At 58.0% G+C, this 25277-nt stretch carries 12 protein-coding genes; all 12 read right to left on the bottom strand.

What is annotated here, in order from left to right; genetic code table 11:
* Nucleotides 1-28: 28 nt before the first annotated feature.
* The gene (locus JEM67_RS24800; protein ID WP_199635698.1) at nucleotides 29-334 is read right to left on the bottom strand and encodes a hypothetical protein; all 306 of its coding nucleotides are present in this window, start codon (nucleotides 332-334) and stop codon (nucleotides 29-31) included.
* Entirely contained in the window at nucleotides 331-10014 is a 9684-nt protein-coding gene (locus JEM67_RS24805) for a hemagglutinin repeat-containing protein (RefSeq protein WP_233527644.1), read from the bottom strand. The genes JEM67_RS24800 and JEM67_RS24805 overlap by 4 nt, the downstream gene beginning before the upstream one ends.
* Before the next feature lie 26 nt (nucleotides 10015-10040).
* The gene (locus JEM67_RS24810; protein WP_199635697.1) at nucleotides 10041-11714 is read right to left on the bottom strand and encodes a ShlB/FhaC/HecB family hemolysin secretion/activation protein; all 1674 of its coding nucleotides are present in this window, start codon (nucleotides 11712-11714) and stop codon (nucleotides 10041-10043) included.
* A gap of 269 nt (nucleotides 11715-11983) precedes the next feature.
* Nucleotides 11984-13429: a metalloprotease TldD gene (gene tldD, locus JEM67_RS24815; RefSeq protein ID WP_013814706.1), complete on the bottom strand. Its 1446-nt coding sequence runs from the start codon at nucleotides 13427-13429 to the stop codon at nucleotides 11984-11986.
* A gap of 7 nt (nucleotides 13430-13436) precedes the next feature.
* Nucleotides 13437-14297, bottom strand: coding sequence for a deaminated glutathione amidase (gene nit1 / locus JEM67_RS24820; RefSeq protein WP_004948637.1), 861 nt, complete (start codon nucleotides 14295-14297; stop codon nucleotides 13437-13439).
* Entirely contained in the window at nucleotides 14294-18106 is a 3813-nt protein-coding gene (yhdP, locus tag JEM67_RS24825; protein ID WP_199635696.1) for an AsmA2 domain-containing protein YhdP, read from the bottom strand. Before yhdP ends, nit1 begins: the two co-directional genes overlap by 4 nt.
* Before the next feature lie 95 nt (nucleotides 18107-18201).
* Complete coding sequence (rng, locus tag JEM67_RS24830; protein WP_013814708.1) at nucleotides 18202-19671, bottom strand: ribonuclease G; 1470 nt, start codon at nucleotides 19669-19671, stop codon at nucleotides 18202-18204.
* A 38-nt stretch (nucleotides 19672-19709) separates the two neighbouring features.
* A complete protein-coding gene (locus tag JEM67_RS24835) occupies nucleotides 19710-20294 on the bottom strand; it encodes a Maf family protein (protein ID WP_004948648.1) in 585 nt (194 codons plus the stop codon).
* 8 nt (nucleotides 20295-20302) lie between these two features.
* The gene (mreD, locus tag JEM67_RS24840) at nucleotides 20303-20791 is read right to left on the bottom strand and encodes a rod shape-determining protein MreD (RefSeq protein ID WP_004948651.1); all 489 of its coding nucleotides are present in this window, start codon (nucleotides 20789-20791) and stop codon (nucleotides 20303-20305) included.
* Nucleotides 20788-21792: a rod shape-determining protein MreC gene (mreC, locus tag JEM67_RS24845; RefSeq protein ID WP_199635695.1), complete on the bottom strand. Its 1005-nt coding sequence runs from the start codon at nucleotides 21790-21792 to the stop codon at nucleotides 20788-20790. Before mreC ends, mreD begins: the two co-directional genes overlap by 4 nt.
* A 94-nt stretch (nucleotides 21793-21886) precedes the next feature.
* Nucleotides 21887-22930: a rod shape-determining protein MreB gene (gene mreB / locus JEM67_RS24850; protein ID WP_004948655.1), complete on the bottom strand. Its 1044-nt coding sequence runs from the start codon at nucleotides 22928-22930 to the stop codon at nucleotides 21887-21889.
* A 412-nt stretch (nucleotides 22931-23342) separates the two neighbouring features.
* Nucleotides 23343-25274 (bottom strand): RNase E specificity factor CsrD, encoded by a 1932-nt coding sequence (gene csrD / locus JEM67_RS24855; protein WP_199635694.1) that lies wholly within the window; start codon nucleotides 25272-25274, stop codon nucleotides 23343-23345.
* Between the last annotated feature and the right edge of the window lie 3 nt (nucleotides 25275-25277).

The raw sequence follows: 25277 nt of genomic DNA on the forward strand, positions 1-25277 counted from the left end.
AATCCCGGCGACTGCCGGGATGTATCATTTAGAAGCCACTTAAAACCACTTCGCCGTGATCATATTTTTTTATATCGTGTCCACTTACGCTGAAGACGCAACAATTAAAATTCTTAATTAACAAGTTGCATCCCTCATCTTCAATCTCTGTATCCCCAATAAAATGAAGCATCAGGTTATCCGAAAGAAAGATTTTAAAACCATCTGAAGTTTCCTCTATTCTTTCGACTAAATATTGATTATCAAAAGGCCTTCCATAGGGGCCATCTGGCAGAAAGAAGTAAAAAGAGCTTCTCTTACTTACCCACTGCTCAACTATTTCATTCGACTTCATTTTTTTATGATCCAGTCATTTTGTGGTGTAGGTAAAAATATCTGAGTACCACCTCCATGCAGGGTAGGATTAGTTCCTTGAGTACCTGTTTGGGCGGCTGCTGCACCTTCGTAATACGTTGTTCCTTTAGGTATTTTTATAACCGCTTGATTTTGGAAAGTGTTTCCCCACTCAGGAAGAACAGCACTATCTAGCTGAGATTGCAACGGCCCTTTTGATGGCTCTGGGGTCCAGTAACGACCATCAGCTTTCGCAGAACCGCCATAATCCCGGTATAGATAAATATCTGTTTCCGCTACTTTCTCAGTATAAGTTCCACTTCTGAATGTCGAAGCTGGAGCGCGTTGATCATTTGGGTTGCCTAACGGACCTGATTCGTGTGGCCCATAAGATTTAATTGTTTGTGCTGATTGAGAAGTTTCAACAGATACGACTTTATTCGTTAAAGAACTTAGTTTGCTTGCTGCTGCGGCTCCCAAAATAGGCGTTACTGAAGCCGCTACAATCTTCATCCCATCATAGGTTTCTATGTACGCAGTGGCTGTCGCTTTATCAACTTCAAGTTGCGCCATAGCATAATTCACCATCGCATCCTTCACCTGCTGCTGATTTTGTGCATCTACACTGGTGATATTCAGCAGGTTCACTATCTGGCCGTAAGCATCTCCGTACTGCTGGCTGGCTTTCGAGTTGTAGTTGCCGGTGTTCTCGTATTCACCTTTGACCACGATAACTTCCAGCCTTGCCCCCGCACACGCTGCGCTTCCGGCATTACCGTTACCACAAGCATCAATGACCTTCTGGTCACTGGCGATATCCTTTTCACGCAGATCATTGATGGTTTGCTGCGCTTTTTCACGTTCTGCCGGGTCTTTACTGCTGAGCTTCTGCTTCGCTATCTCAAACTCCGTCTTTTCAGACACGCTCAGATAGTTATTCTCCACCGCCGTCTTACCGGCCACGCTACCGCCCACGGCGCCAGCCGTGCTGTCCGCTATCAGTCCACCCGCCAGCCCGGAAGCCAGTTGGCTCAGCGCGCTGACGTTTTGCTTCTCGGCCTCCGTCAGCGCCGACGGTGCCTTACCATAATACTGCTCGCTGATGATTTTAGCAGCCAGTTCACCGCTCGCCGCACCTGCAGCTCCCGCCGCCACGTTATTGCCCGACACCAGTGCCACCAGGGCTCCCGCCACCGCATGCGCTGCCGCGTTCGCCGCCGTGTTGCCCTCCGTCCGGCTTTTGATTTCCTTCGCCAGATACGGTGCCAGCGCACCACCCGCTGCCGCCCCGATATCACCGCCGCTGAGCCCCGCCAGCGCCGCGCTGATGGCCGTACCCGCGGCCCAAAAGTTGCTGCCGACCCCATACGCTTCTTGCGCCGCCTTATACTCCGGCGAGGCTTCCAGCATCTGCTGCCGCTGCTCTGGCGAGGCACTCAGGTAAGCCGGGTCCTTGCTCAGCTTCTCCGCTGCCGCACGCTGCGCCTGCAGCATCTGCTTGTTGCCGTAGTCGCTCACCAGCTGCGTCGCCAGTTGCGTCACCCCCTGGGTAAACGCCAGATTGTCCTTCACCTTCGCTTCATCGAAGATTTTATCGATGCGCCCGTTGGCGTTATCCGTATCCCGGCTCAGGGTAGCCACGTCCTGCTGCTGGCCCGCCGTATCGCGAATATCAATATTGCCCGCAGCGATGGCCGACTGCGTGGTGCCGCTCGCCTTGCCCTTCTCCTTCGCCAGCCCGCCACCGGTTGGCCCGCCGGTCGACAGGCCGAACCCGCTGCTGCTGGCCTTGTATTCCGCCTTGTTATCGATGGCATCCCAGCCCAGCGTACCGGTCGACAGCTGGTTTTTGATGCTGTCCGCCGCCGAGGCAATCACCCCACCGTTAAGCTGAGTGTGTTTGCCGACGTTGATATCAACCCCTTTATCACCCGCGAACAGCCCGCTTTGCTCACCCACGCTGGCGTATTCGCTGTCGATTTTGGTCTGGCTCATGCTCAGCGATGCCGACCCCGCCATCGAACCGAAGGTAAAGCTCGCACCCGCGCTGCTGTCCTTCTGCCAGCTGTGGTAATCGTCGGTATCCTGCAGGCTGCTGATGGACAGGTCACGACCGGCATCCACCTTAATCTTCTCACCCAGCGCCTGCGCGCCGGACAGCACCGTATCGCGCCCGCTGCTCAGGCTCAGTTCATCCCGTGCATTCACCCGCGTGTTAACGTACTCGGTGCTGTTGCCGTCGCTGGCGCCTTTCGACTGATAACCGCTGGCCGAGGCACCAATGCCGGTCTCCTGCCCCAGCGAGATATGCACCCCGGCGTTCCAGCCGCTGCTGTTGTTCTTGCTGGTTTGCTCCCTGTTGTTGCTTGCCGCGTCCAGCAACACGTCGTTTTGCGCTACCAACGTCACCTTGTTGCCGGTGATACCGCTGCCGCTGACATGCACGTCACCGCCAGCTCCATTCGCCCCCGTGGCGACCAGCGCGACATTGCCGCCCGCCGTCAGGTTGCTGCCGCGTACCTGGTTTTGCGCCAGTTCAGACTCGGAGGTGCTTTTGCTGGCACCCACGCTCAGTTGCACTTTCACGCTATTGGACAGCTCACCGTTGGCCAGCCCCTGCGCCTGATCGGCGCTAGCCTCCGAGTTAACCCAACCGGCGCGCACGGCCTGTACCGCGTAGAGGGCTTTCAGCCTGCCGTCGCCGGTGTCCTCCACACGCTTCAGCGAATCATTGATCGCCAGCAGGGTATCGGTGATGGGGCTGGACACCGACACCGTCAACCCGCTCTGCTTCTGCTCGTAGCGCTCCTTGCGCCGCAACAGGTCATTGCCCGGATCGATCCTGATGTCCCCCGCCACCACGTTCAGATTTTTATCCGCAATCACATCCGCGCCGCTGATATGCGCCTTGCCGCCTGCGATGATATTCACGTCGCCGCCGGTCGAGCCAATGGTGCTGACGCTCTGGCTTTGGGTGGTGCCGTCTTCGTTCAACTGGTGGCGCGACGAGGTGCTGCCGAAGGTTACGCCGATGCCGCCGCCGCTGAACATGCCGCTGGTCTTCTTCTCGTTCAGCCGGTAACTCGATTGTTCTTCGGTGGCCGCCACGATCGCTACGTCATTGCCCGCCTGCAGGTTGACCTTGCCATCGCCCACTACCGTCGAGCCCTGTACCTTCAGATCATTGCCGGCATTGAGCGAGACGTTATTGCCGCTCAGCAAGCTGCCTTTCTCGCGGGTGGCATAGTCCTCTTTCACCGTATGGGTGGTGGTCTTGGACAGCAAGCCTTTCCTGGTTTTGGTCTCCTCGAAGAAGCTGTAGTCGCTTTCGGTGGCGCTGTTGAGCGCGATATCGCGCCCGGCGTTGACCGAGACGTCGCCGCCTGCCTGCACCTGCGCGGCGTTGAGGGTCGCGTCGCGTCCGGCCTGCATGTGTGTATCGCCGCCGCTGGCAATTTCAGTGCCTTGTTGGCGGAAAGAGTCGTTCACCTGCTGCTTGCCGCCGCCCTGGCTCGCCTGATACTCCCGACTTTGCTGCGCGTTGAGGTTAAGGTCACGCCCGGCGTTCAGCCCGACATGGTTATCTGCCACTATCGCCGCTGCCTGCGAGTTCAGGTCACGCCCGGCCTGCAACTGCAAATCGCCGCCGCTGGCGAGGGTGCTGCGGGTAGTGCCACTGCTGATGCGCTCGTTGCCGTTATGTTTATCGGCGGTATAGGTATTGTTGGCAATCAGGTTAACGTCGCCGCCCGCTTGCAGCTTCATTCCGCCGCCGGAGGTCACTTTCGCGCCGGTAATATCGATGTTCCGCCCGGCCTGCATGCTCAGCCCGTCTTCGGCGCTGATGGCGGCGATATCGCCAATTTCAGTACGCGACAGGGCCAGGGACTCGCCGCCCAGCGCCCCTTTGGCATCCCATTGACGGGTCTGGGTTTTGTTGATGATGCTGCCGTCGAGGCTTTCCAGCGCCACCTGCCGGCCGCTGAGGGTGGAACCGATATTGTTGATGTCGCCGATGGCAGTGAGTTGCAGCTCGCCCGCGTCATCGATCAGCCCGCGATTGATATTGCTGATGCCGCTCTGGCTGGTCGCGCTCAGCCGTTCGCCGCCCTGCAACGTACTGCCGTCGTTACCGATGCTGCCAGCGTTCAGATTAACGCGGTTGCCTGCAATCACGCTGCCACTGAGCGGTGCCAGGTCTTTTTTGGCCAGGTACAGCTTCGGTGCCAGCACCGTTTGGCCATTGACCGTCACCTTCTCCCACCAGACTATGCTGCTGTCCAGCTGTGCCACCTGCTGCTGCGTCAAACTGATCCCGAGCTGCAAATTCAGGCCGCTCTGCGCCTGGGCGGCGTTGTCGATAAGCTGTTGCATCTGCTGCAGATCAGAGCCGACGCCGTTGATATAACGCTTGCCGGTCTGGGTCAGCAGGGCGTTGCTGATGTAACGGGTATCGAACGCCGCATCGCCGAGGAAACGGTAGTCGTAGTCCGGATTCAGTTTGAGGCGATCGAGGAAATAGGCCGAACCGATAAACTGCGTTTCGTTAGTGAAGCGGCTGTCATTTTCACGCGGCGCAGCGCCGGGCTGCTGGCCCAGCATGGCGTACAAATCGTTGAACAGGCCGCTGTCCAGTTGCCCCAGACCATCCAGTTTGGGGTTGGTAGCGATCAGGTATGGGCTGTTCGGATCCTCGGTCGGGACGAAGCGGCCATTGCCGCCATTCGGCAGCGGGTAATCCGCCAGTTCGGCGGCGTTGTTGCCGAGCGAACCCAATGCACTCTGCAAACTGTCGCGCCACGCCGGGCCGCCGACGGCGACACCCTGATCGCCCGCCAGCCCTTGCTGCTGTACGCCATCGATGGCATTCGGTTGTTGCAGGCCGTCGAGCGTCGGCCGGACGATCGAATGGCTCACGCTGCCGGCATTCGGCGTTACTGCCGTGTTACTGATAGTGTCGGTAAAGCTGGCGTTAACCGCACCGCCAGCCTGAATGACGGAACGGTAAAGAACCGCATTTTCGTTCTCGTACTCCGGCTGGCCGGTTAAACGGTACTGAATGGATGTATTGACGTTATCACGGATATAACCACCGCTCTTTTTGAAGTCAGCCAGAGAATGGTGTTTGTCGAAATCATATTGTGCAACTTCTCCGTCATAACGGTAATTCAGGTACTTATTCTGGCTGCCTGCTTGTGTGCTCTCATTGTTCAACGTGGCGCCGGTCAGTGAGATATTGCCACCAGCCAACATATCGCTGGCGATATTATCGAAACGGGTGACATTGCCGACAATGTTCTTGCCTGCCGCAATGCGCCCAGCGCCACCGCTCGTGGTGACAGTCACTCTGGAGGATTCAACCAGGATTTTTTTATCGACGGCGGCGGCTTTCGGTGCCAGATAATAGTAATCATCAACGGAACCATTGCCATGCCCCATGCTACCGCCGGTACGCACGGTTTCGATGTAATAGCCCAATTCGCTCTCAGGCAAATCCCCCAGTTTCATACCGACCAGAGGCTGACCATTCCACAGCGGATCCCTGATTGCTGTCTGCTGTTCCTTACTAACCGACCACCCATCACGTTGGTTAAGCAGGTGCGCGGTTTTTATCTGGATATCGCCGTTTTCGGTCTCGACGGTGCCGGAAGTATTGACGATCTCACTGTTGGCATTGCCGTCGGCATCTTTCTGCATCCACAGGCTGTTGCCCGCCAGAATATCGCCGCGCTGGTTGACGATGCGATCCGCCATCAGCTGCATATTGCCGCCGCCGTACAGCATGCCGCTGTTAAACAGCTGATTGGCGGCAATCAGCAGCAGATCGCCGGCGGTACCGATAAAACCGTTGTTGGTAATGTCCCTGCGGCTGAGCAGTTGCACTCGCCCGCCCGATTGCAGACTGGCGCCATCGTTTTGTTTGATGCTCTCAGCCTCGAGACGCACCTCTCCGCCACCGCCGCGTACCGTGCCGGCGTTAGTCAGCAACCCGCGGCTGCGCAGGTTCAGGCTTTGCCCCTGAGTGGTCCCTTGCAGCAGAATATCGCCGTCGGCTTCAAGGCTCAGCGCATTGCCCGCCGCCAGGGTACCTTGCTGAGTAAAGGCCTCTTTCAACGTCAGCGCGATGTTGCCCAGCGCCACCAGTTGACCGTACTGATTCAACAGGCTGCCTGCCAGCATCGCATCACCGGCGCTGAACAGCTTGCCACCCTGTCGGTTATCCATCTGCCGCGCTTCGATCGCCATCTGGCGCGTCGCCAGCAGCGTACCGGCATTCTCCAGGCTGTCCGCCTTCAGTTGCAGATTGCCGCCTTGCAGCGTCCCCTGATTATTCAGGTTTTTGAGCGTCAGTTGGTTATCACCGGCGGCGAGAAGCGTACCGCTGTTATCAAGCTGCGATCCGTTGAAGATCAGGCTACCCGCCTGCAGCCAGCCGGCGTTATTCAGCGTTGGTGCCTGCAGATCCAACGCGCCGCCGACGATCAGCTTGCCCGGGTTGATCAACTGACGATCCAGCCGCAGTGCGCTGCGCCCATCACCCTGCATCTCACCGGCGTTGTTCAGCTCTGCCGCCGTCAGTTGCAGCACATTTTGGCTGCGCACGTTGCCGCCGGCCAGGTTATTGAATACCCCACTCAGCTCAGCGTTAAGGCTGTTTTTCCCCAGCAGCCTGCCACCGTTGTCCAATTGCACGGCCGTGAGCCGCAGATCCCCCGCCTGCATCAGGCCCGGATTCTCGATGCGTTCCGCATTCAGCCGCAGTTCGCCGTCGCTCAGCATCTGCCCCGAGGCCTGCTGCACTGCTGCACCGGCGATCTCGGCATCAAGCCGGTTAACGCCGGTCAACACACCGCCGTTATTCAGGTTGTCGCCTTTCAGACGCAATGCAGTCGCCTGCCAGTTGCCGCTGTTGTTCAACGCGTCGGCTTCGATCTGTGCGCTGTCGCCCTGTACTTCTCCCCGGTTATCGATGCTGTCGGCCTTCAGCCTCATCGCGCCTTCCGTCAATACCTTACCGCCGTCGTCCAGCACGTCGGCGTTCAATGCCAATGCCCCACGGCTCAATACCTGCCCCTGGTTATCCAGTTGGCCAACCCACGCGGTCAGCCCGTCAATCCCCAGCGCGCTGCCGGCGTTGTCCCAACGCTGCGCGGTGATATCAATAGCCTGCCCCTGCAGCTTGCCGACGTTGTTCAACTGCGCGCTTTGCAGCGCTAACACGCCGCCAGCGAGGATCCGCCCCGTCAGGCGGTTTTGCAGGTCCTGAGCAGTAACATCCGCCTTGCCTTTAGCCTGCAGCAGCCCACCGTTGTCCAGAGCGCTCGTATTGATTGCGACGTCTTTCGCCGCAAGCCGTCCGGCGTTATTCAGCCGCGGAGCGGCCAGCGTCAGTGCGTTGTTCGCCACCAGCTCGCCCAGGTTGTCTACCGATTGCGTAAAGGCCAAATCCAGCGCCGCAGCACCGATTGCTCCCCTGTTGACCAGCCGTTCGCCACGCAGAGTCAGTTGCTTGCCGGCCAGCAGTTCACCCTGCTGATCAAGACGATTGACGGCCAGCGTCAATTGCTCACTGGCGTGCACCTGCCCGCGCTGGCTCAAATAATCCCCGCGCCAGTCGAGGTTGCGAGCACCGAGCTCTGCGGTATTGTCCACGGTAGCGCCGCTGACCTTCAGATCCCCCAGCGTGCTGAACACGCCGGCAAGTTGCGCACCCTCGGCGACTTTCAGAGACATACCCTGTTTGGCCTGGGTTTGTCCGCTCGCAGCGGCAATCAGCCTTTGGCTGTCGATCGTCAGCTCGCGCTCCGCAGAAAGCAGCCCGCCGAGCCGCACCTCATCCCCCTGGAGCGCGATGTCGCCATCACTGAGTAGCGAAGAACCCTGCGCGGTTTTCAGCGCGCCGCCATTAAATGCTACGCTCTGTTTGCCGGTAGCGCTGCCGGCCAGTAAAAACTCGCCCGCTTGCACCGTCAGCGGGCCGTCGGCATACAGAGAACCGCCCAGGCTCAGGCCGTTTTTCACCGTCAAATCAAGCCGTTGTTGAGAACCGATCAGCCCCTGATTGTTCACGCCATCGGCGTTGATCGTCAGCTCGCCACCCGCCTGCAGTTTGCCGCTGTTATCCAACTGCCTGCCGGTCAGGTTCTGCGCCCCCTGCGCCTGCATCAATCCGGTGTTGGTCAGTTGCTGCGCCTGAACCCGGCTGTCGCGATTGGCGGCCAGTTGGCCACGGTTATTCAACGTGTTGGCCTGCAGTTGCAGGTCACGCCCGGCCGTCAATGTTCCCCGCCAGTCGCCAGCGCCGCTGAGCGTCAGCCCGATATCGCCTTCGGCGGTCACCCGGCTGGCCACACCGCCGGTGAGGCTGTCTGCCAAGAGGTGCAGATCGCCGCCCGACGCAGCGTTACCCCCCAGCATCAGTGCACCGGCCTGCAGATCTACCTGCTTCAACCCGGCCAACATAGACGCGTCGTCCAGTTGCAGGCCACGTTGCGCCTGCGCCGTTATCGTCCCGGCAGTAAGGCGGCTGTTATTCCATTGCTGCTCCCCGGCGTTCACTTTCAGCGTTTGCGCGGCGGTAGCCCGTTGTTGCTTATCGGCGCCGGCCAGCAATGTGCTGCCGTCGGCCTGCAGTTTGCCGGCAGCGTTAAGCGTCATATCGCCTGCCGCACTCAGCGTGGCCTGATCCAGCGCGATATTGCCACCGCCGTTCAGGGTCATCGCCTGCCCGGCCTGGTGGCTGCCGCTCAGCGCCAGGTCGGCCGCATTCGCGCTCAACGCACCCTGCGCCAACGAATTGTGCAGCGTCAGCTTGCCCCTGGCGTCGAGGTTGATATCCCCCTCGCGGGCGTTAAGGTTGCCGAGATTCACCCCCACGCCCTGTTCGCTGGATACCAAATGGATGCGGTTGGCATACATGCCGCCGAGCGCGCCGGTGTCAATCGCCACCCTGGGTGCAGCGCCGTGGCCGGCGATCGGCGTGGCGTTGCCTGCGGCGTCTACCTGGTTGGCGCCGAGCGTGATGCGGGCGTCTTTAGCGTGCAGTTTTGCGTTGATTTCGGTGGCGCGGGCGATCAGGGCGAATTTATCGCTCTGGCTGGCATCCAGCCCTTTACCCTGAACGGTGATCGCCCCCTGAGTCACTTCCAGCGCCTGCAGCTTGCCGTCGGCACCCAGTACCGGTTTGCCGGTGGTCAACGTCACATTGGGGGTATTGATAAAACCGCAACCGTCGCAGGTGATGCCATAGGGGTTGGCCACCATCACGCTGGCCTGCTTGCCCGCCACTTCCAGGTAGCCTTGCAGCTGTGAAGGATTGGGCGCCACCACTTCGTTAATGATGCCCTGCGCTGCCTTGCCGGCCTGCAGGTTGGGGTTATTCTGGATCAGGCCGCCCAGTTGGCTCTGGTTGAGCTGACCGGTGGCGTTATTGAGGATCAGGCCTTCTTTGCCGACGTTGAAATCATTGTATTTATTATGAGAGATACCGGCCTGGTTCGGTGTGGCGATATTGACCACCGGCACGCCATTGGCGGCCTGATCGACGCGGGTATTGCCTTCGGCGACGTTAACGCCTGCGGCAAAAGCCGGAAGCAGCGGCTGGCCGGCCAGCAGACCGCACAGGGTGTAACTCAGCAGGCGCTGGTAGGCATTGAGCGGTTGATTATTTTTATGTTTCATCCCTGAAACCTTCCTGTACGTTAACGTTAAAGTACGATATTGACCCGGTAATACACCGACACCCGATCCGGCTTCAGCCAATCTGGATAAGCCAGCGGCCAACCGACGGTCAGTTGGCTGCCGAAATAGCGGTTGCGGCTGCCCAGCCCGATGGCTCCGCCCCACAACGTGCCGCAAGCGTTGGCGTCCAGCGCGTCGTGATGCAGCCAACCGCCGTCCAGCGCGGCCAAGGCGTTGATACTGCCCAGATACGGCAGCGTCACCAGCGTCCGGTTAACTTCATTGCGCCAATAGCCGCCCTTGTCGCCGGAAAGATACTGTTCTTTGAAGCCGCGCACCGAGCTCTCGCCGCCAATCGTCAGGCGCTCGCTGCCATACAAACGGTGGGGCGTCCACTGGCCGTACAGGCTGGTGAGGTAAGTCCAGTCCTGCGTCAACGGCAGGTAGTAACTGCCGGAAAGCGAAAGCTTGTGGAACTCGGCGCGTGGCGCTTCCTTGATTTTACCGCTGTCGTCTTCGGCACCCAGCCAGGGCACGCCGCGGCTGTAGGCCGGGTTTAACGTGGCGAAGCCGCCCAGCAATTTCTGGCTATGGCTGAGCCCCAGCGTGACGCTGGTCAACTTGCGACTGCTGCTTTCCAAACGGGTATCGTTGAGAGCGTTACGGTTAATGCGGTGCGTCAGCCCCACAGACAGGCCGGTTTTCATTTCACCATCGCGAAACAGTACCCGCGACAGACTCAATCGGTGAGTCTGGCTGTCGCCGCTGGATCGCCAGTCAAAGCCCTGATTATTGATGGTGGCCAGGTAGTCGCTGTAGGCATAGTTATAATCCAGCAGCCAATAGCCATAAGGCAGGCTGACGCCGGCCTGCACGCTGCGTGCATTGTGATCCTTGGCAAAATCGCTGCTGCGCGCGCCAGAAACGAACCACTGGTCCGCCACGCCCAACAGATTATTGCCGGTCAGCGAGCCGTTGATTTGACCGGTACCGGTACTCTTCTGACCGCTATTATCAAACCCCAGCCCCAGCATCAGCGGGAACTCGGGTTTGGCGCTCAAATTGACCACCGAATAACCCGGCCTGCTGCCGGGCAGAATTTCAATCTGCACCGGCTGCTGCCGCAGGCGATTGATCTGCTCCATGCCCTGTTCGATATCGCGCAGATTGAGAATATTGCCCTGCAGGCCGGGGAAAGCCATTTTCAGCATGCGATCGTCGTGCTGTTCCAGCAGGATCTTTTCCAGCTTGCCCTCCAGCACCAGCAACCGTAGCTCCCCACGCGACAAATCCTGCTCGGTCAGGAATGCGCGGCTGGTGATATAGCCACGGCTGATATACCAATCGGAGATCTTCTGTACCAGCGTTTGGATTTGGCCCAGATTCAGGCAGCGTTGCAGGTAGGCTTGAGTTAACTCCTGCCGCGCGCCGGCCGGCAGGTGGTCTGCGCCTTCCAGCCGAAGGGTGGTGATGGTGAAGCAGGGTCCGCCAGAACTGGCGTTTGATTCTGCAGACGCGGGCAACGTCGGTGTCAGGTTGCGTTGCAGTTCCTGCCGCTGCTGCTGATTTTGCTCAAGCAATTCACGCTGCTGCTGTTGAATACTGTCGCGATCCGCCGGGCTAAGCAGGTTGGCACCAGCGGTGGAGGAAAAGAAAATGCAGAGTAAAGCGGCTGAAAGCCGCCGAGTTACTGAATCCATTCAGAAGGCCGTCCCTATGACTTTTTCGGCATTCTAAAGGCGGCGCGCGGCAGGTAACAAGGCATAAATTATTGGTGAAACATTAGATGGCCTAACCAAACAAGAAAAATCTTAAACAAAAACCCCATAAGATCAGTTTTTACACTTAAAAATGGCTTATTGGTTTTCTCTAATCGGAAAAAGCAGCGAATCCGTCTTAATTATGGCTAATGCGATAAGCACCGCAAAAAACGAATTTATTGGGGCCGTGAACCGGCCCCAGAAAAGAACTACGCGGTACCGCCAACGGTCAGCATATCCAGCTTCAGGGTCGGCTGACCGACGCCCACCGGCAGGCTTTGCCCCTCTTTGCCGCAAACGCCCACGCCTTTATCCAGCGCCAGATCGTTGCCGACCATCGAAATCTGCTGCATCGCCTCAATGCCGGAGCCGATCAGCGTCGCGCCCTTCACCGGCTTGGTAATGCGGCCTTTCTCAATCAGATAAGCTTCGGTGGTGGAGAACACAAACTTGCCGGAGGTGATATCCACCTGGCCGCCGCCAAAGTTCGGCGCATACAGGCCGTACTCCACGCTGGCGATGATCTCTTCCGGCGTGGATTTGCCCGCCAGCATGTAAGTGTTGGTCATGCGTGGCATCGGCAGATGCGCATAGGACTCGCGGCGGCCATTGCCGGTCGGCGCAACGCCCATCAGGCGCGCATTCAGCTTGTCTTGCATGTAGCCTTTCAGGATGCCGTTTTCGATCAGCACATTGTACTGGCCCGGCACGCCTTCATCATCGATGGCCAGCGAACCGCGGCGCCCCTGCAGGGTGCCGTCATCCACCACGGTGCAAAGCTCGGAAGCCACCAGTTGGCCCATCTGGCCGCTGAATACCGAAGTACCGCGACGGTTGAAATCCCCTTCCAGGCCGTGGCCTACCGCTTCATGCAGCAGCACGCCGGGCCAGCCGGCGCCCAGCACTACCGGCATATTGCCGGCCGGGGCCGCTACGGCGGAAAGGTTAATCAACGCCATGCGCACCGCCTCTTTGGCGTAAGCGTCGGCACGGACGTCGCCATCGGCGATTTCCAGGAAATAGTCATAACCGAAACGGCCGCCGCCGCCGCTGGAGCCGCGTTCACGCTTGCCGTCCTCTTCCACCAGCACGCTGACGGAAAGACGCACCAGCGGGCGAACATCCGCCGCCAGGGTGCCGTCGGTCGCGGCCACCAGGATTTGTTCATACACGCCAGTGATGCTGGCACTCACTTCCTGCACCCGCTTATCGGCCGCACGGGCAACCTTGTCAACGCGGTGCAGCAGGGCAATTTTTTCTTCGCGCGGCAGACTTTGCAGCGGGTCGAGCAGCGGATACAGCGCCTTATGGCTGATTTCACCGAGCGTATGCACCCGACCGTCACCGCTGTCGCGCACGATGCTGCGCGCCGCCTGGGCGCTTTGATGCAGGGCGTTCAGGGTTATCTGATCGGCATAGGCGAAACCGGTTTTCTCGCCGCTGACGGCGCGCACCCCGACGCCCTGGTCGATATTATAAGAACCATCCTTGATGATGCTGTCTTCAATCACCCAGGCCTCATGGTAGCTGGACTGAAAATAGAGATCGGCATAATCGAGGCGGCGTTCGGCCAGTTGCCCCAAGACAGAGAACAGGTCCTGGTGGCTCAACTTATTCGCAGCAAGTAACTGCTCACTGACAAACGTCAGGCTCATAATTTTTTCACTCTTTATTGGAGGAGGTTTTTTCAAACGGCGCCGTCAGCGACGTCTGGAATCTGTTGTGTTGCAATACCGGCATTTGCGCGCGAAGGGTGTTGAGGCCGGCAGTGTCGACCCGTACTTTCAACGCCGAAACCGCATCCGGGTTTTCGGCCAGTACCTTACCCCAACCGTCCACTGCCAGCGAGTGGCCCCAAGTGCGACGGGTCGGGCCGTGGCTGCCAACCTGCGCCGGCGCCAGGATCACACACTGGTTTTCAATCGCCCTGGCGCGCAGCAGGATTTCCCAATGCGCCTCGCCGGTCACGCGGGTAAAGGCGGCAGGCACGGAAATCAGCTCTGCACCCTGAGCGCGCAGCGCCTGATACAGGGCCGGGAAACGCAGATCGTAACATATCGTCATGCCAAGCCGGCCGACCGGCGTATCCACCACGGTCAACTGCTGACCATGCTGGTAAGTGTCCGATTCCCGATAATGGCCGTGGGAGTCGTTAATGTCCACGTCGAACATATGCAGCTTGTCGTAGCGCGCCCGGATTTCACCCTGGTCGTCAAACAGCAGGCTACTGGTGGTGATCAACGCAGGATTTTCGCGGCTGATCAACGGCATCGAACCGACCAGCAACCATACGCCATAGCGCCGCGCCAACTCGCGAACCGCCTGCTGCAACGGGCCATCACCCTGCGGCTCCGCATGCTGGCGATAAGCGGCAGAGTTGGCAAACAGCAGCGCGTTCTCCGGTGTCATGACCAGTTTTACCCCGGCATTGAGCTGCTTAATCTGCTGTTCAATCTGGGCCAGGTTATCACGCACCCGATCGCCACTGCACAACTGTAACAACGCAACGTTAGCATTTCTCATGACGCCTTATTCTCCTTTGGCTTGCGCAACACCTCGTTAATTTTTGGCTGATCCAGGCTGCCGCTGATGTGATAGCGAATCAGCGAGATCTTGTTCCACAACGGTGCCAGTACCTTAGAAGCGGCAAACACCGCCGCGCCGACGATCGGGTTGATCACGAACGCCGTCGCCACGCCGACCGTGGCTGAAATCTCCGGCGCCACCACCGCTTCCATATCAATCCGGCGGCGCGCCAGGTCGATCTGGCCGTTCATGGCGATATCTGCCGCCAGCCCGTCAACCAACAGATTGTCGGTATGCATTATGCCATCTTTCATCCACGCGGTGCTGCGGATGGAGTCAAAGTAGAAGCCCTTACCGAAGGTATCACTGAAATCAAACTGCAGCTTGCGTAACAGAGCGTCGAAACTCACCAAACGCAGCAACTGGCCGGCACGGCCGCCGCCGATGCTGTCGATCTCACCCTTGCCCATTTTAATCGTCAACGCGCCGCTGAGGGTGTCTACCTGCGGGTTCCACGGTTGGCCACGCCAGTAGAGGTCGAAATCGACATCGTAAGGCGCGCCCTTCAGCGGGGTAGTGATACCAAAGAAGGCGGCGGTTTCGTCGATCTTGCTGCCCAGCAGCTTGCCTTTCAGCGAGCTGCGCTCTTCCTGCGCGTTTTGCTTCCACAGGCCGCTGGCGGTCATGCGCCCTTTGCCGGTATCGATGAGCCCATGCGTAAGCAGAAGGGTATCGCCCTGATTGGCCAGATCGGCTTCGACCTTGCCGAGATTCTGCCCCATCACCCAACACGACTTGCAGCGCAACATCAGCGACGGCCAGTCACGGAAGGAGACTTTATCCGCAGCGGCCAACGGGTTGGTCGCCGCCGGGACATTCTTGTCCGTGCTGAACTGCGGGTTGTAATAAAGGTAATTGATGTCAGCACGCCACGGCCCGCGATCCACGATCCGCAGGTTACCGTCAACTTCATCGCCCTTGGCGCTGACCAACGTGCCGCCAAGCTGTTTTTCCGCCGTCAGCTGCAACTTATGCCATGCCTGACCGCCCAACATCAATTGCGGCGTTTTCAGCGCCACGGTGGTCGGGAAATTAAAACCGCCCACCTGGCCTGAACCACCGCTTTGTTTTATCGCAGGTGCCAACAGCGCCAGCCATTTCTCACCGTCCAGCGGCGGCAAGTTCAGCGTCAGCGATGGGCTACCCGGCAACGGCGGCGTAGCGCCGGCGTCGGTTTGCCATGCGGCGCGCGCCAGCGTCACCTGCTTTTTGGCAAAGATCCATTCGCTGTTGAACCGGTTTTGCTTGCCTGCGCTGCCGGTCAGCATGAATCCATTCAGGCCCCCCTTCACCTTAACGCTCAATGGCAAGGGCTCACCCGCCGGTTTATCCAGCGGTGGCGGTAAGTGACTGCTTACTTTTCTGAGGTCGGCATCGAGGCCAATGTCATAGCTGGCCGCGCCCTGATGTGGCAGAACGATCGCAACCTGGCTCTGCCACGGCGCGCTGCCGTTCAGCGCGTCACTCACGTCCTGCGGTATGCCGGGGAATTTGGCCGGCAACCAGTCAGCTTTCAGGCCAACATTGACCTTATAGTCACTTTTGCCCTCTTGGGTAGTGAAATTCACCGCCACCGGCTGCCCGAACCAGTTAGCCGACAGGGTGTCGCTTGTCAGATTGCCATTATCAAAGCGGAATTTGCCGCTGACCTTTTTCAGTTCGCTTTCAATCGGCTTAACCAGCAGTGAGTTGTTGTTCAACTCGACCTCACCCTGCGCACGCACATCCTCGCCGTTCAAGGGGATATCGAGATGTAAGCGCCCACTGACATTACCGCCAATCTGCAGCTCATCCAAGGCGGAACCGAGCGAATCATGCAACGGGGTCTGGTTGAAATAGTTATGGATCTCTGAGCCTTCACCCGCCACGTCGGCGTCAATCAGCAAGCGTTCTTTCAGATAGTCCGGAATGACCGCCGTAATATTCTTGCCGTCCACCTTGCCCAACTTGGTTTGCGGGGCATTCATCCACAACCCCTCGTTGGCAAAGTCGAGATCAATCGCCAGATCGGTCAACGCCGGCCAGCCCGGCTGGAACTGGAAGGTAGAATGGCGCAGCGGCACAAACACTTCAAACTGTCCTTCGTTCTTGCGATAAGGGAAATGTTGCGGATCGCCGGCGTAAATCAGCGTGGCGTTATCCACCTGTCCTCCCTGAATAGCGCCGCCAAGATAATCCACCAGGTGCTTGCCCATCAGCGGTTCGGGGAAGTAACGCCAGGCGTCTGCGCCGTCATACAAACGAATACCGGCCAAAATGCTCAACCAGGGATCGCCTTTCGCCGGCTGCTGATAGCGGAAATCGCCGTTAACCCACAGCGATTTGGCCTTCACATCCAGGTTTTTGCTGGCCAACTCCCAACCCTGGTCGTTGTTAAGCCAAGTCAGCGCACCGCGCGCGCTGCTGACTTCCAACGGGGCGCGAAACATGTCGCCATAAGGTAAGGTGCTGTTGTTGAGATCAAGCTGCAGCCGGCCATTCTCCACGCCGCCGCTCAGCGCGCCGGAGAAGTGATTAACCCCCGGCAGCAGTTTCCAGTGCTGCCAGCTGACATCTTGCCAGCGGGCCTGGAAACGAGTTTTTTCCGGCTGTTTCAGTGGAATGTCCAGCGCCAGCGCATCGAGTTTGCCCTGCGGCTGCAAGTCGTTCCAACGCTCCAGTACGTCCGGGCTGAGGAATGAGAACGTGGGCAACAACGCCGACAGCCGCTCAAGCTGAATATCGGTAGCGCGGAGGCGTAATTCTTCGTTCTGCCCCGGCCCCATAAATTCGGTATTTTCCGGCAGCCACAGCGCTGAAAGCCTGCCCTTCGGCCAGGTCTTGCCGTCGGTTTGCAAACTGAGCTGCGGCACGTCAACTTGCCAGCCATTGCCTTGGCGACTGAGCGCCAGCGCCTGATTATCCACATCCAGCCGGTGCTGTTCGGTTCCCACGCTCCAGTTAGCCGCGCCTTGTTTCAGCAGCACATTGCCACCGGCTATCTCGCCGTTTTTGATCTGCAACCAGGCCGCCAGGCTGAAATCCGCGCTCTCCAGGCCAGTATTGGCGCGCAACCAGCGGGTAAACCACGGCTTCATGTCAATGTTATCGGCCTGCATATAGACCGTACCGGTATTTAATAATCCCTGGTTATCACGCAGATCCATACGCAGTTGCACCACGCCGTGCTGGCCATTCAGCGTCGACAGGCTAAGCTGCCCTTCAGCGCGGTGGCGATCGCGGCCATTGAGCCAGGTGAGCTGTGGGATTTCGAATTCGGCGCGCGCGCCGGAAGGCATGAGAAAAGAGATACGGCTGTCGCGCAGATCAAAATGATCGAGCTGATGCAGCATCAAATCGCTGATTCTGCCCGGCTCGATGGTGTTGCCCTTACGATCATCACCACCCAGCGTGGTATTCATGTCGAGCTGAAATTGATAAAAGGTGAGATCGCGGAACTGCCAGCGCCAGTGCAGCAGCGACTGCCACACATCCAGCGCCAGCGTCACGCGTTCGATATGCAAATTGCTCTTGGGCAGCGTAGCGCGCACGTTACGCATTTCAAGCTGTGGGCCGAAGGTTTCCCAGCTCCCCTGCATGAAATCGACCTGGAAAGGCACGCCGGAGAGGCTTGCCACTTTTGCCAGCACCTGAGGGCGATACTTGTTCAGTTCAGGCAGCGCCAGACGCAGCCCGCTGACCAGTAACGCCACAACAACAACCAGAGTGGCGCCTGTTGCTAACAAAATCCCAGGCAGTCGCCTCACGCAGTTCTCCTTGCTTCCGCTGCCTGGCAACGGGAATATCTCGACTGTTCGTCCTCACCCTACCTCGGGGAGAGGTATGGGGCGAGGACCAACGATCACATCATGACAACGTCAAACTGTTCCTGGCTGTACAAGGGTTCGATCTGCACCTTAACCTGTTTGCCAACAAAGATTTCCACTTCGGCCAGCGCATGTGATTCTTCGCCTTTCAGCGCTTCGCCAACCGCCGCAGAGGCGTATACCAGGAAACGATCAGAATCGTAAGCATGGTGTACGCGAACAATTTCACGCAAAATTTCGTAGCAGACGGTTTCCACCGTTTTCACTGTGCCGCGCCCATTACAGGTAGGACAATCATGACACAGCACATGTTCAATGCTTTCTCGCGTGCGTTTACGCGTCATTTCCACTAAGCCTAGCTGAGAGAAGCCGTTGATCGTGGTTTTTACCCGATCTTTACTCAACGCCTGCTCCAGCGAATGCAGCACCCGGCGGCGATGTTCGTCATTGTTCATGTCGATGAAGTCAATGATGATAATACCGCCCAGGTTGCGCAGCCGCAGCTGACGGGCAATGGCCTGCGTCGCTTCGATATTGGTATTGAAAATGGTTTCGTCGAGATTACGGTGGCCGACAAAGGCGCCGGTGTTGATATCCACGGTGGTCATCGCCTCGGTCTGGTCGATGATCAGATAACCGCCGGATTTCAGCTCTACCTTGCGCTCCAACGCCCGCTGGACTTCGTTTTCGACATCGTACAGGTCGAAGATCGGTTGCTTGCCGGCGTACAACTCCAGCTTGTCGGTGATATCCGGAATGTATTCGCCGGTAAATTCCACCAGTTGATCGTGGGTCTGACGCGAATCAATGCGGATCCTGTCCAACGCCGCACCGGCGAAATCGCGCAGAATACGGTGCGCCAACGCCAGCTCGCCGTACAGTTTGTATTTGGTCTGATTGCGCTTTTTGCGCTCCATGACCTTGGTCCACAGGCGCTTGAGAAATGCGGCGTCCTGCGACAGCTCTTCTTCGCCGATGCCTTCTGCCGCCGTTCGGATGATAAAACCGCCCAGCTCGTCGCAGTAGGCGGCTACGGCCTTTTTCAACCGCTCGCGCTCGGCTTCGCTTTCAATGCGCTGCGAGACGCCAACGTGCGCCGCACCCGGCATGAACACCAGATAACGCGAAGGCAGGGTTATGTCGGTGGTCAGGCGTGCGCCTTTGGTACCAAGGGGATCTTTCACCACCTGCACCATCAGATCCTGCCCCTGGCGCACCAGTTCGGCGATATCGCGCACGTGGAAATTCTTCTGCTCATCACCGGCGACACATTCGGTGTGCGGCATGATATCGGAGGCGTGCAGGAAGGCGGCCTTGTCGAGGCCGATATCGACGAATGCCGCCTGCATACCCGGCAAGACGCGGCTTACGCGCCCTTTATAAATATTGCCGACGATGCCGCGTTTGGATTCGCGCTCGATGTGGATCTCTTGCAGGATGCCGCCATCAATATAGGCAACCCGCGTTTCAGACGGTGTGATATTAACCAGTAGCTCAGCTGTCATGCCTTCTCCTCAGAGCCGGTCGATAATGGCAGCGCCCATCAACCGGTTCTTACATCACGTAATGCGACAAAATGACTGAGCAGCTCATGTGTTTCGACCAGCGGCAGACCCATCACCGCGTGATAACTCCCGGTTATCGTTCTGACGAAACAACCACCCTTTCCTTGAATTCCATAGGCGCCCGCTTTATCCATCGGCTCGCCCGTTGCAATATAATCGCAGATATCCTGTTGTGACAGGTTGCGGAACGTCACGTCCGTGACCACCAGTTGGCACAAAACGTCCTGGCTATCGGCGATCGCCACTGCGGTCATCACCTGATGCTGCTTGCCCGAGAGCACCGCCAGCATTTCTGCCGCATGCGCTTCGTCGCGCGGTTTTTCCAACACCCGGCCGTTGAGCACCACAATGGTATCCGCGCCCAGCACCGGCCAGTTCTGCTGCGCCAGCGCCACGCCCGCTTTAGCCTTGTCCTGCGCCAGACGGCGCACGTAAGTTTCTGCGGCTTCCCCTTCCCGACGCTGCTCTTCGGTATCCGTCAGGATAATTTCAAACGGAACGCCCAGCAGGGTCAGTAATTCACGTCGACGCGGAGAGCCGGAGGCCAGATAAAGCGAAGTCATTGATATCCTCATTGTACGGCGAACTGACGGCGGATTTTGCGCATCAGCAAGAACAACCACGGCCACAGAATGCCGTTAACCACACTACTCCAGAACACCTCTGGGCGGAAAGAGACGTTGATCACTAAAAACTCAGCCCAGAACACCACAACGTCCATCGCCAGGGATAAAAGTACGACGATCAGCGCCTGTTGCCATAGCGCCATGTTGCGGAACAGCTGGAATTTGAACGCCACCAGATAGGCGATGATACCCAACGCCAGCGCGCGTACGCCCAGCGTGGAGCCGAGGATCAGATCCATGACCAACCCCAGCACAAAGCCGGTGCCGACATTCACTCGGTGTGGCAGCGCCATCACCCAGTAAATCAGGATCAAAGCCAGCCAGGACGGCCGGAACATATAGATTTGCTCCGGCCACGGCATGATTTGCAGCACCAGCGCCACCAAAAATGACAGCCAGATTACCCAGCGCCCGTTGCTGCGGTAGCGGTTCATTGCGTGGCTCCCGCAACCGGTGCGGCGGTCTGCGTCGCAGCGGCACCCGTTGCGGCGGCAGGCAGGGACGGTTGCGGGCCCATGGCATCGGCCGGCGGCAGCACCTGCGGCATCATCTGCATCAGGCGTTCATTGGCGACGCGGTGAACTTCGTCCGGTGGCAGCGGCATATCGCCATTGCGATCGGCGCCCCACAGCAGCAGCAGGTAACGCAAGCGTTGCAGACCTGCGGTTGGCCGCGCCTGGATCACGGTATAAGCACGCTGGTTATCCACTTTAACCGAGGAGACCACCGCTACCGGATAACCTTCCGGGAAGCGGCCGCCCAGGCCAGAAGTGACCAGCACATCCCCCACGCGGATGTCGGTATTGTTCGGCAGGTGCTCGAGTTGCAAATCGTCGGCGCAACCGCTGCCTGCGGCAATCACCCGGATATCGTTGCGCAGCACCTGAATCGGCAGTGCGTGCGAGGCGTCGCAAATCAGCAGCACGCGGCTGGTGAACTTCGCCACCGCCACCACCTGGCCGACTACGCCTTTATCGCTGATCACCGGCTGGCCTTCATAAACGCCGTTGTCCGAACCTTTGTCTATCACGACCTGATCGCTATAAGGATCCGAACCGGTAGAGATCACCTGGGTGACCATTTTGTGTTCATCCTGGCGCAGTGGCGAGCCTAACAGCTCACGCAAGCGGGCGTTTTCCTGCTTGAATTGGCCAAGAAGAAGAGTGTCGCTGTTTTTCAGCAGCAGTTCCTGCCGCAGAGCTCGGTTTTCCAGCTCCAGCTGTTGGCGGGTAGCCAGCGTTTCTGAAACGCCGTCCAAAACTTTACGTGGCCCATTGGCCAAAAAATAGAAAGGGCTAACGGCCGTGTCCATGTAGTTACGAATTTTCACGAACGTACCGAGACGGCTATCGGCAACGATCAGGCCAATGGCCGCAATCACCGCCAAAAAAAGTCGGAGTTGCAGGGAAGGTCCCCTGCTAAAAATCGGCTTCATAAATTATGCGAGTTCCTCGACAACAGAAAAAGGAACCGTACCTGATTTTCGCTTTGCGCTGTCATCCGATACGGTTCCTCTTTCCTGGGGCTGACTATTCTTCGCTGAACAAATCGCCGCCATGCATGTCGATCATTTCCAACGCCTTGCCACCGCCGCGGGCTACGCAGGTCAGCGGATCTTCTGCCACGACTACCGGGATACCGGTTTCTTCCATCAGCAGGCGATCCAGGTTGCGCAGCAGTGCACCACCGCCGGTCAACACCATACCGCGTTCGGAAATGTCGGAGGCCAGCTCCGGCGGACACTGTTCCAGCGCCACCATCACCGCACTGACGATGCCGGTCAACGGCTCCTGCAGCGCTTCGAGGATTTCATTGGAGTTCAGGGTAAAGCCACGTGGCACGCCCTCAGCCAGGTTACGGCCGCGAACTTCAATTTCATGCACTTCATCGCCCGGATAAGCTGAGCCGATGCCGTGCTTGATACGCTCGGCAGTCGCTTCACCAATCAGTGAGCCATAGTTACGACGCACATAATTAATGATGGCTTCGTCGAAGCGATCGCCGCCGATACGTACGGAAGACGAGTACACCACACCGTTCAGTGAGATCACCGCAACTTCAGTGGTACCGCCACCGATATCAACCACCATGGAACCGGTCGCTTCAGAAACCGGCAAGCCGGCACCGATCGCCGCAGCCATCGGTTCTTCAATCAGAAACACCTCACGCGCACCGGCCCCTTGGGCGGATTCGCGAATGGCGCGGCGTTCAACCTGAGTTGCGCCAACCGGTACGCACACCAACACACGCGGGCTTGGCCGCATGAAGCTGTTGCTGTGAACCTGTTTGATAAAGTGCTGCAGCATTTTTTCGGTCACGAAGAAGTCGGCGATTACGCCGTCTTTCATCGGGCGAATAGCCGCGATATTGCCGGGCGTACGGCCCAGCATCTGTTTTGCCGCATGACCCACGGCCGCAACGCTCTTGGGTGAACCGGCACGATCCTGGCGAATGGCAACCACCGACGGTTCGTTCAGTACAATGCCTTGCCCTTTAACATAAATCAGGGTATTGGCGGTACCCAAGTCGATGGACAAGTCATTGGAAAACATGCCACGAAATTTCTTAAACATAACTAAAGGATAATCCTGCAAGCTGGGGGCGGAAAATAAAATCCGCCTACTTTACCAACCACACGAAGCAGCGACAAGGCGCAAAAACGTTCTACTTCGGTGAAAAATAGTCTGTATTGTTTCTGCTCGAATGCACGGAAATTGGATGAGGCCTGAATTCCCTGAACAAAGGCTCAGTTTACCACCCTGTCAGCGCACAAAACGGCGTAACACAGCTCATAAAATCTAACATATTCCCTGATTGACGCGGGTGGTAAGCACCTACCAACGTACAACAGAAAAGGACTGACAAGAGCCTATATCAAATAGGCGTTCTTGTCGCAGGCAGTTTGGGGATAATCCCAAAATGACGGATAAGATAGCCCGGATGAATTGGCGCTCATTCTACGTCAATTTTTGCCAGGCATTCAGGTTAAACGCGATAACGACGTGAATATTTTTTGCGCCCCACGTCTATCGGCTCCGGCGGCGCAAAAAAGTCACCTTGCCCGCCAAGGATCCCACGTTCTTTCAGCGTCTGCCATTCGTTGTTCGTCCGCACGCTGGCGGCAAACACCTTAGCACGGGTGCCTTCGCAGGCGCCGGCCAGGCTCTGAACGAACAGCTGATTTTCATCACGCTTATCAATCCCCCGCACTAAACCCGGGTGGAGTTTGACGATCTCTACCGCTAAGGACTTGATATAAGAGGCACTGACCACGGTTAGCCCCGCCTGAGAAACGGCAAGACGACACCCCAATCCTGAAAGCAATCTCAGCACCGGTCGCAAACGGTCGATATGTTGACACACGTCTGCCTCTGCAAGTTCAATCAGAATTCGTCGACGGTGGTTTTTTTCACACTGTAGCAGGGTATCGCGCAGCCAGCGCTGGAAACTGCGCTGCAATAATGAATCCACACAAAGCGTAAATGCCAGCGTCTCTTCCGGCCACAGCGCCAACAAGGGAAGAATGCGGCTGATATGCTGACGATCGTAACTTTCGGCCAGCCCCAACTGCTGCACCAGCGGCATATATTCCGAGGGTAGCAGCTCTTGGGTTCCATCATAAATCCGGCTCATGATCTCGCGGTGATGAACGTCTCCTTCCACCGTTACCGCCGGTTTCTGATACAGGCGTGGGCCGCCTCGTACCAATACCTGTTCCAGCAGGGTGCGCCATTTAACACTGCCGCGCCCTTTTTCAGGCACCTGGCTGTCGTAAACGTACCAGCCGTTTTCCCCTTGCAACGTGGCGTGACGCGTTGCCTGTTCCGCGTAATCAATCACCTGCTCCGGGGTTTGCCCGCTGCGATACGCCACTATGCCGATATGCAAGAACGTTTCGCGATCGATAAGCGCCGTTGAAGGCAGTGCATCAATGGCATTCACCAACTGTGCGGCGATGCCGTCCGCCTCTTTCAACGTGCGGTGCGGCAACAGCACGGTGAAATCACTGTGGAAATAGCGCGCCAACAGCGCCGCCGGATAGCGCATCACGAAGGTCGACAGCAGATTGACCAGCGAGTACATCAGTTCCTGCACCGCCGAGTTGCCGTGGGTTTCCCGCAGCGTATCGAAATCGGGTAACCGCACCATCATGACAATGCCGTGCGAGCCTTCCTCCTCCAATTGAGTGGCCAGTTGGTTATCAAAAAACAATCGGTTGTTCAGCCCGGTTTTTGCGTCCTGTGCGGCAAAGGCGCGGATCAGCGTATCGACCCGGCTGCGCGCTTCACGCGCTTCCGCCAAATCCGCCAGCAGGCGATCAAGCGCACCGCTGACGTTGGCCGGCCATTCGCGCACATCGCCCTGCATCACGTTTTCTCGTTCACCGTTAAGAATGCGGCGCGCACGGCGCTCCAGCCGATCTTCTCCCTCGGCCTGCTCACGCAGCCAGCGCAGGCTGAACAACAAAATCACCACCATCGCGACGATCGACAGCGTGACAGCCCCGGTGGATTGCAGCGAGCGCACATCGCTGACGAATGGATCGATATAGGTAATGTGGAGCGAACTGCCCGGGTGCTGCAGCAGCGGCCGGGAAACCTGCCGGCAGCCGTTCAGCAAATCCCAGGGCAACTTCAAAGCCGGCAGTTTATAAGTGAAGAGATTGGTGCGGCCGCTATCGACGCTGACGGCCACGATGCCAAGCGGGCGCATCACCAGCGGCAACCATTGTTGCTGTTCATCGGGGGAACCATGCAGCATTGACTGATCGAGCGACGTCACCAGCGAATCGAAGCGGCGCTCCAGACGATCCTGTGTCACGTAGAAGAAACTGTATGAACACCCCATCAGCATCAAAAACATCGCCAGAGCAACAAGCAGGGTGATCAGCGCAGACAGTTTAGTGGTAAATCGCATCCC

The sequence above is a fragment of the Serratia sp. PAMC26656 genome (assembly GCF_016469055.2).
In the GTDB taxonomy this organism is placed as follows: Bacteria; Pseudomonadota; Gammaproteobacteria; order Enterobacterales; family Enterobacteriaceae; genus Serratia; species Serratia plymuthica.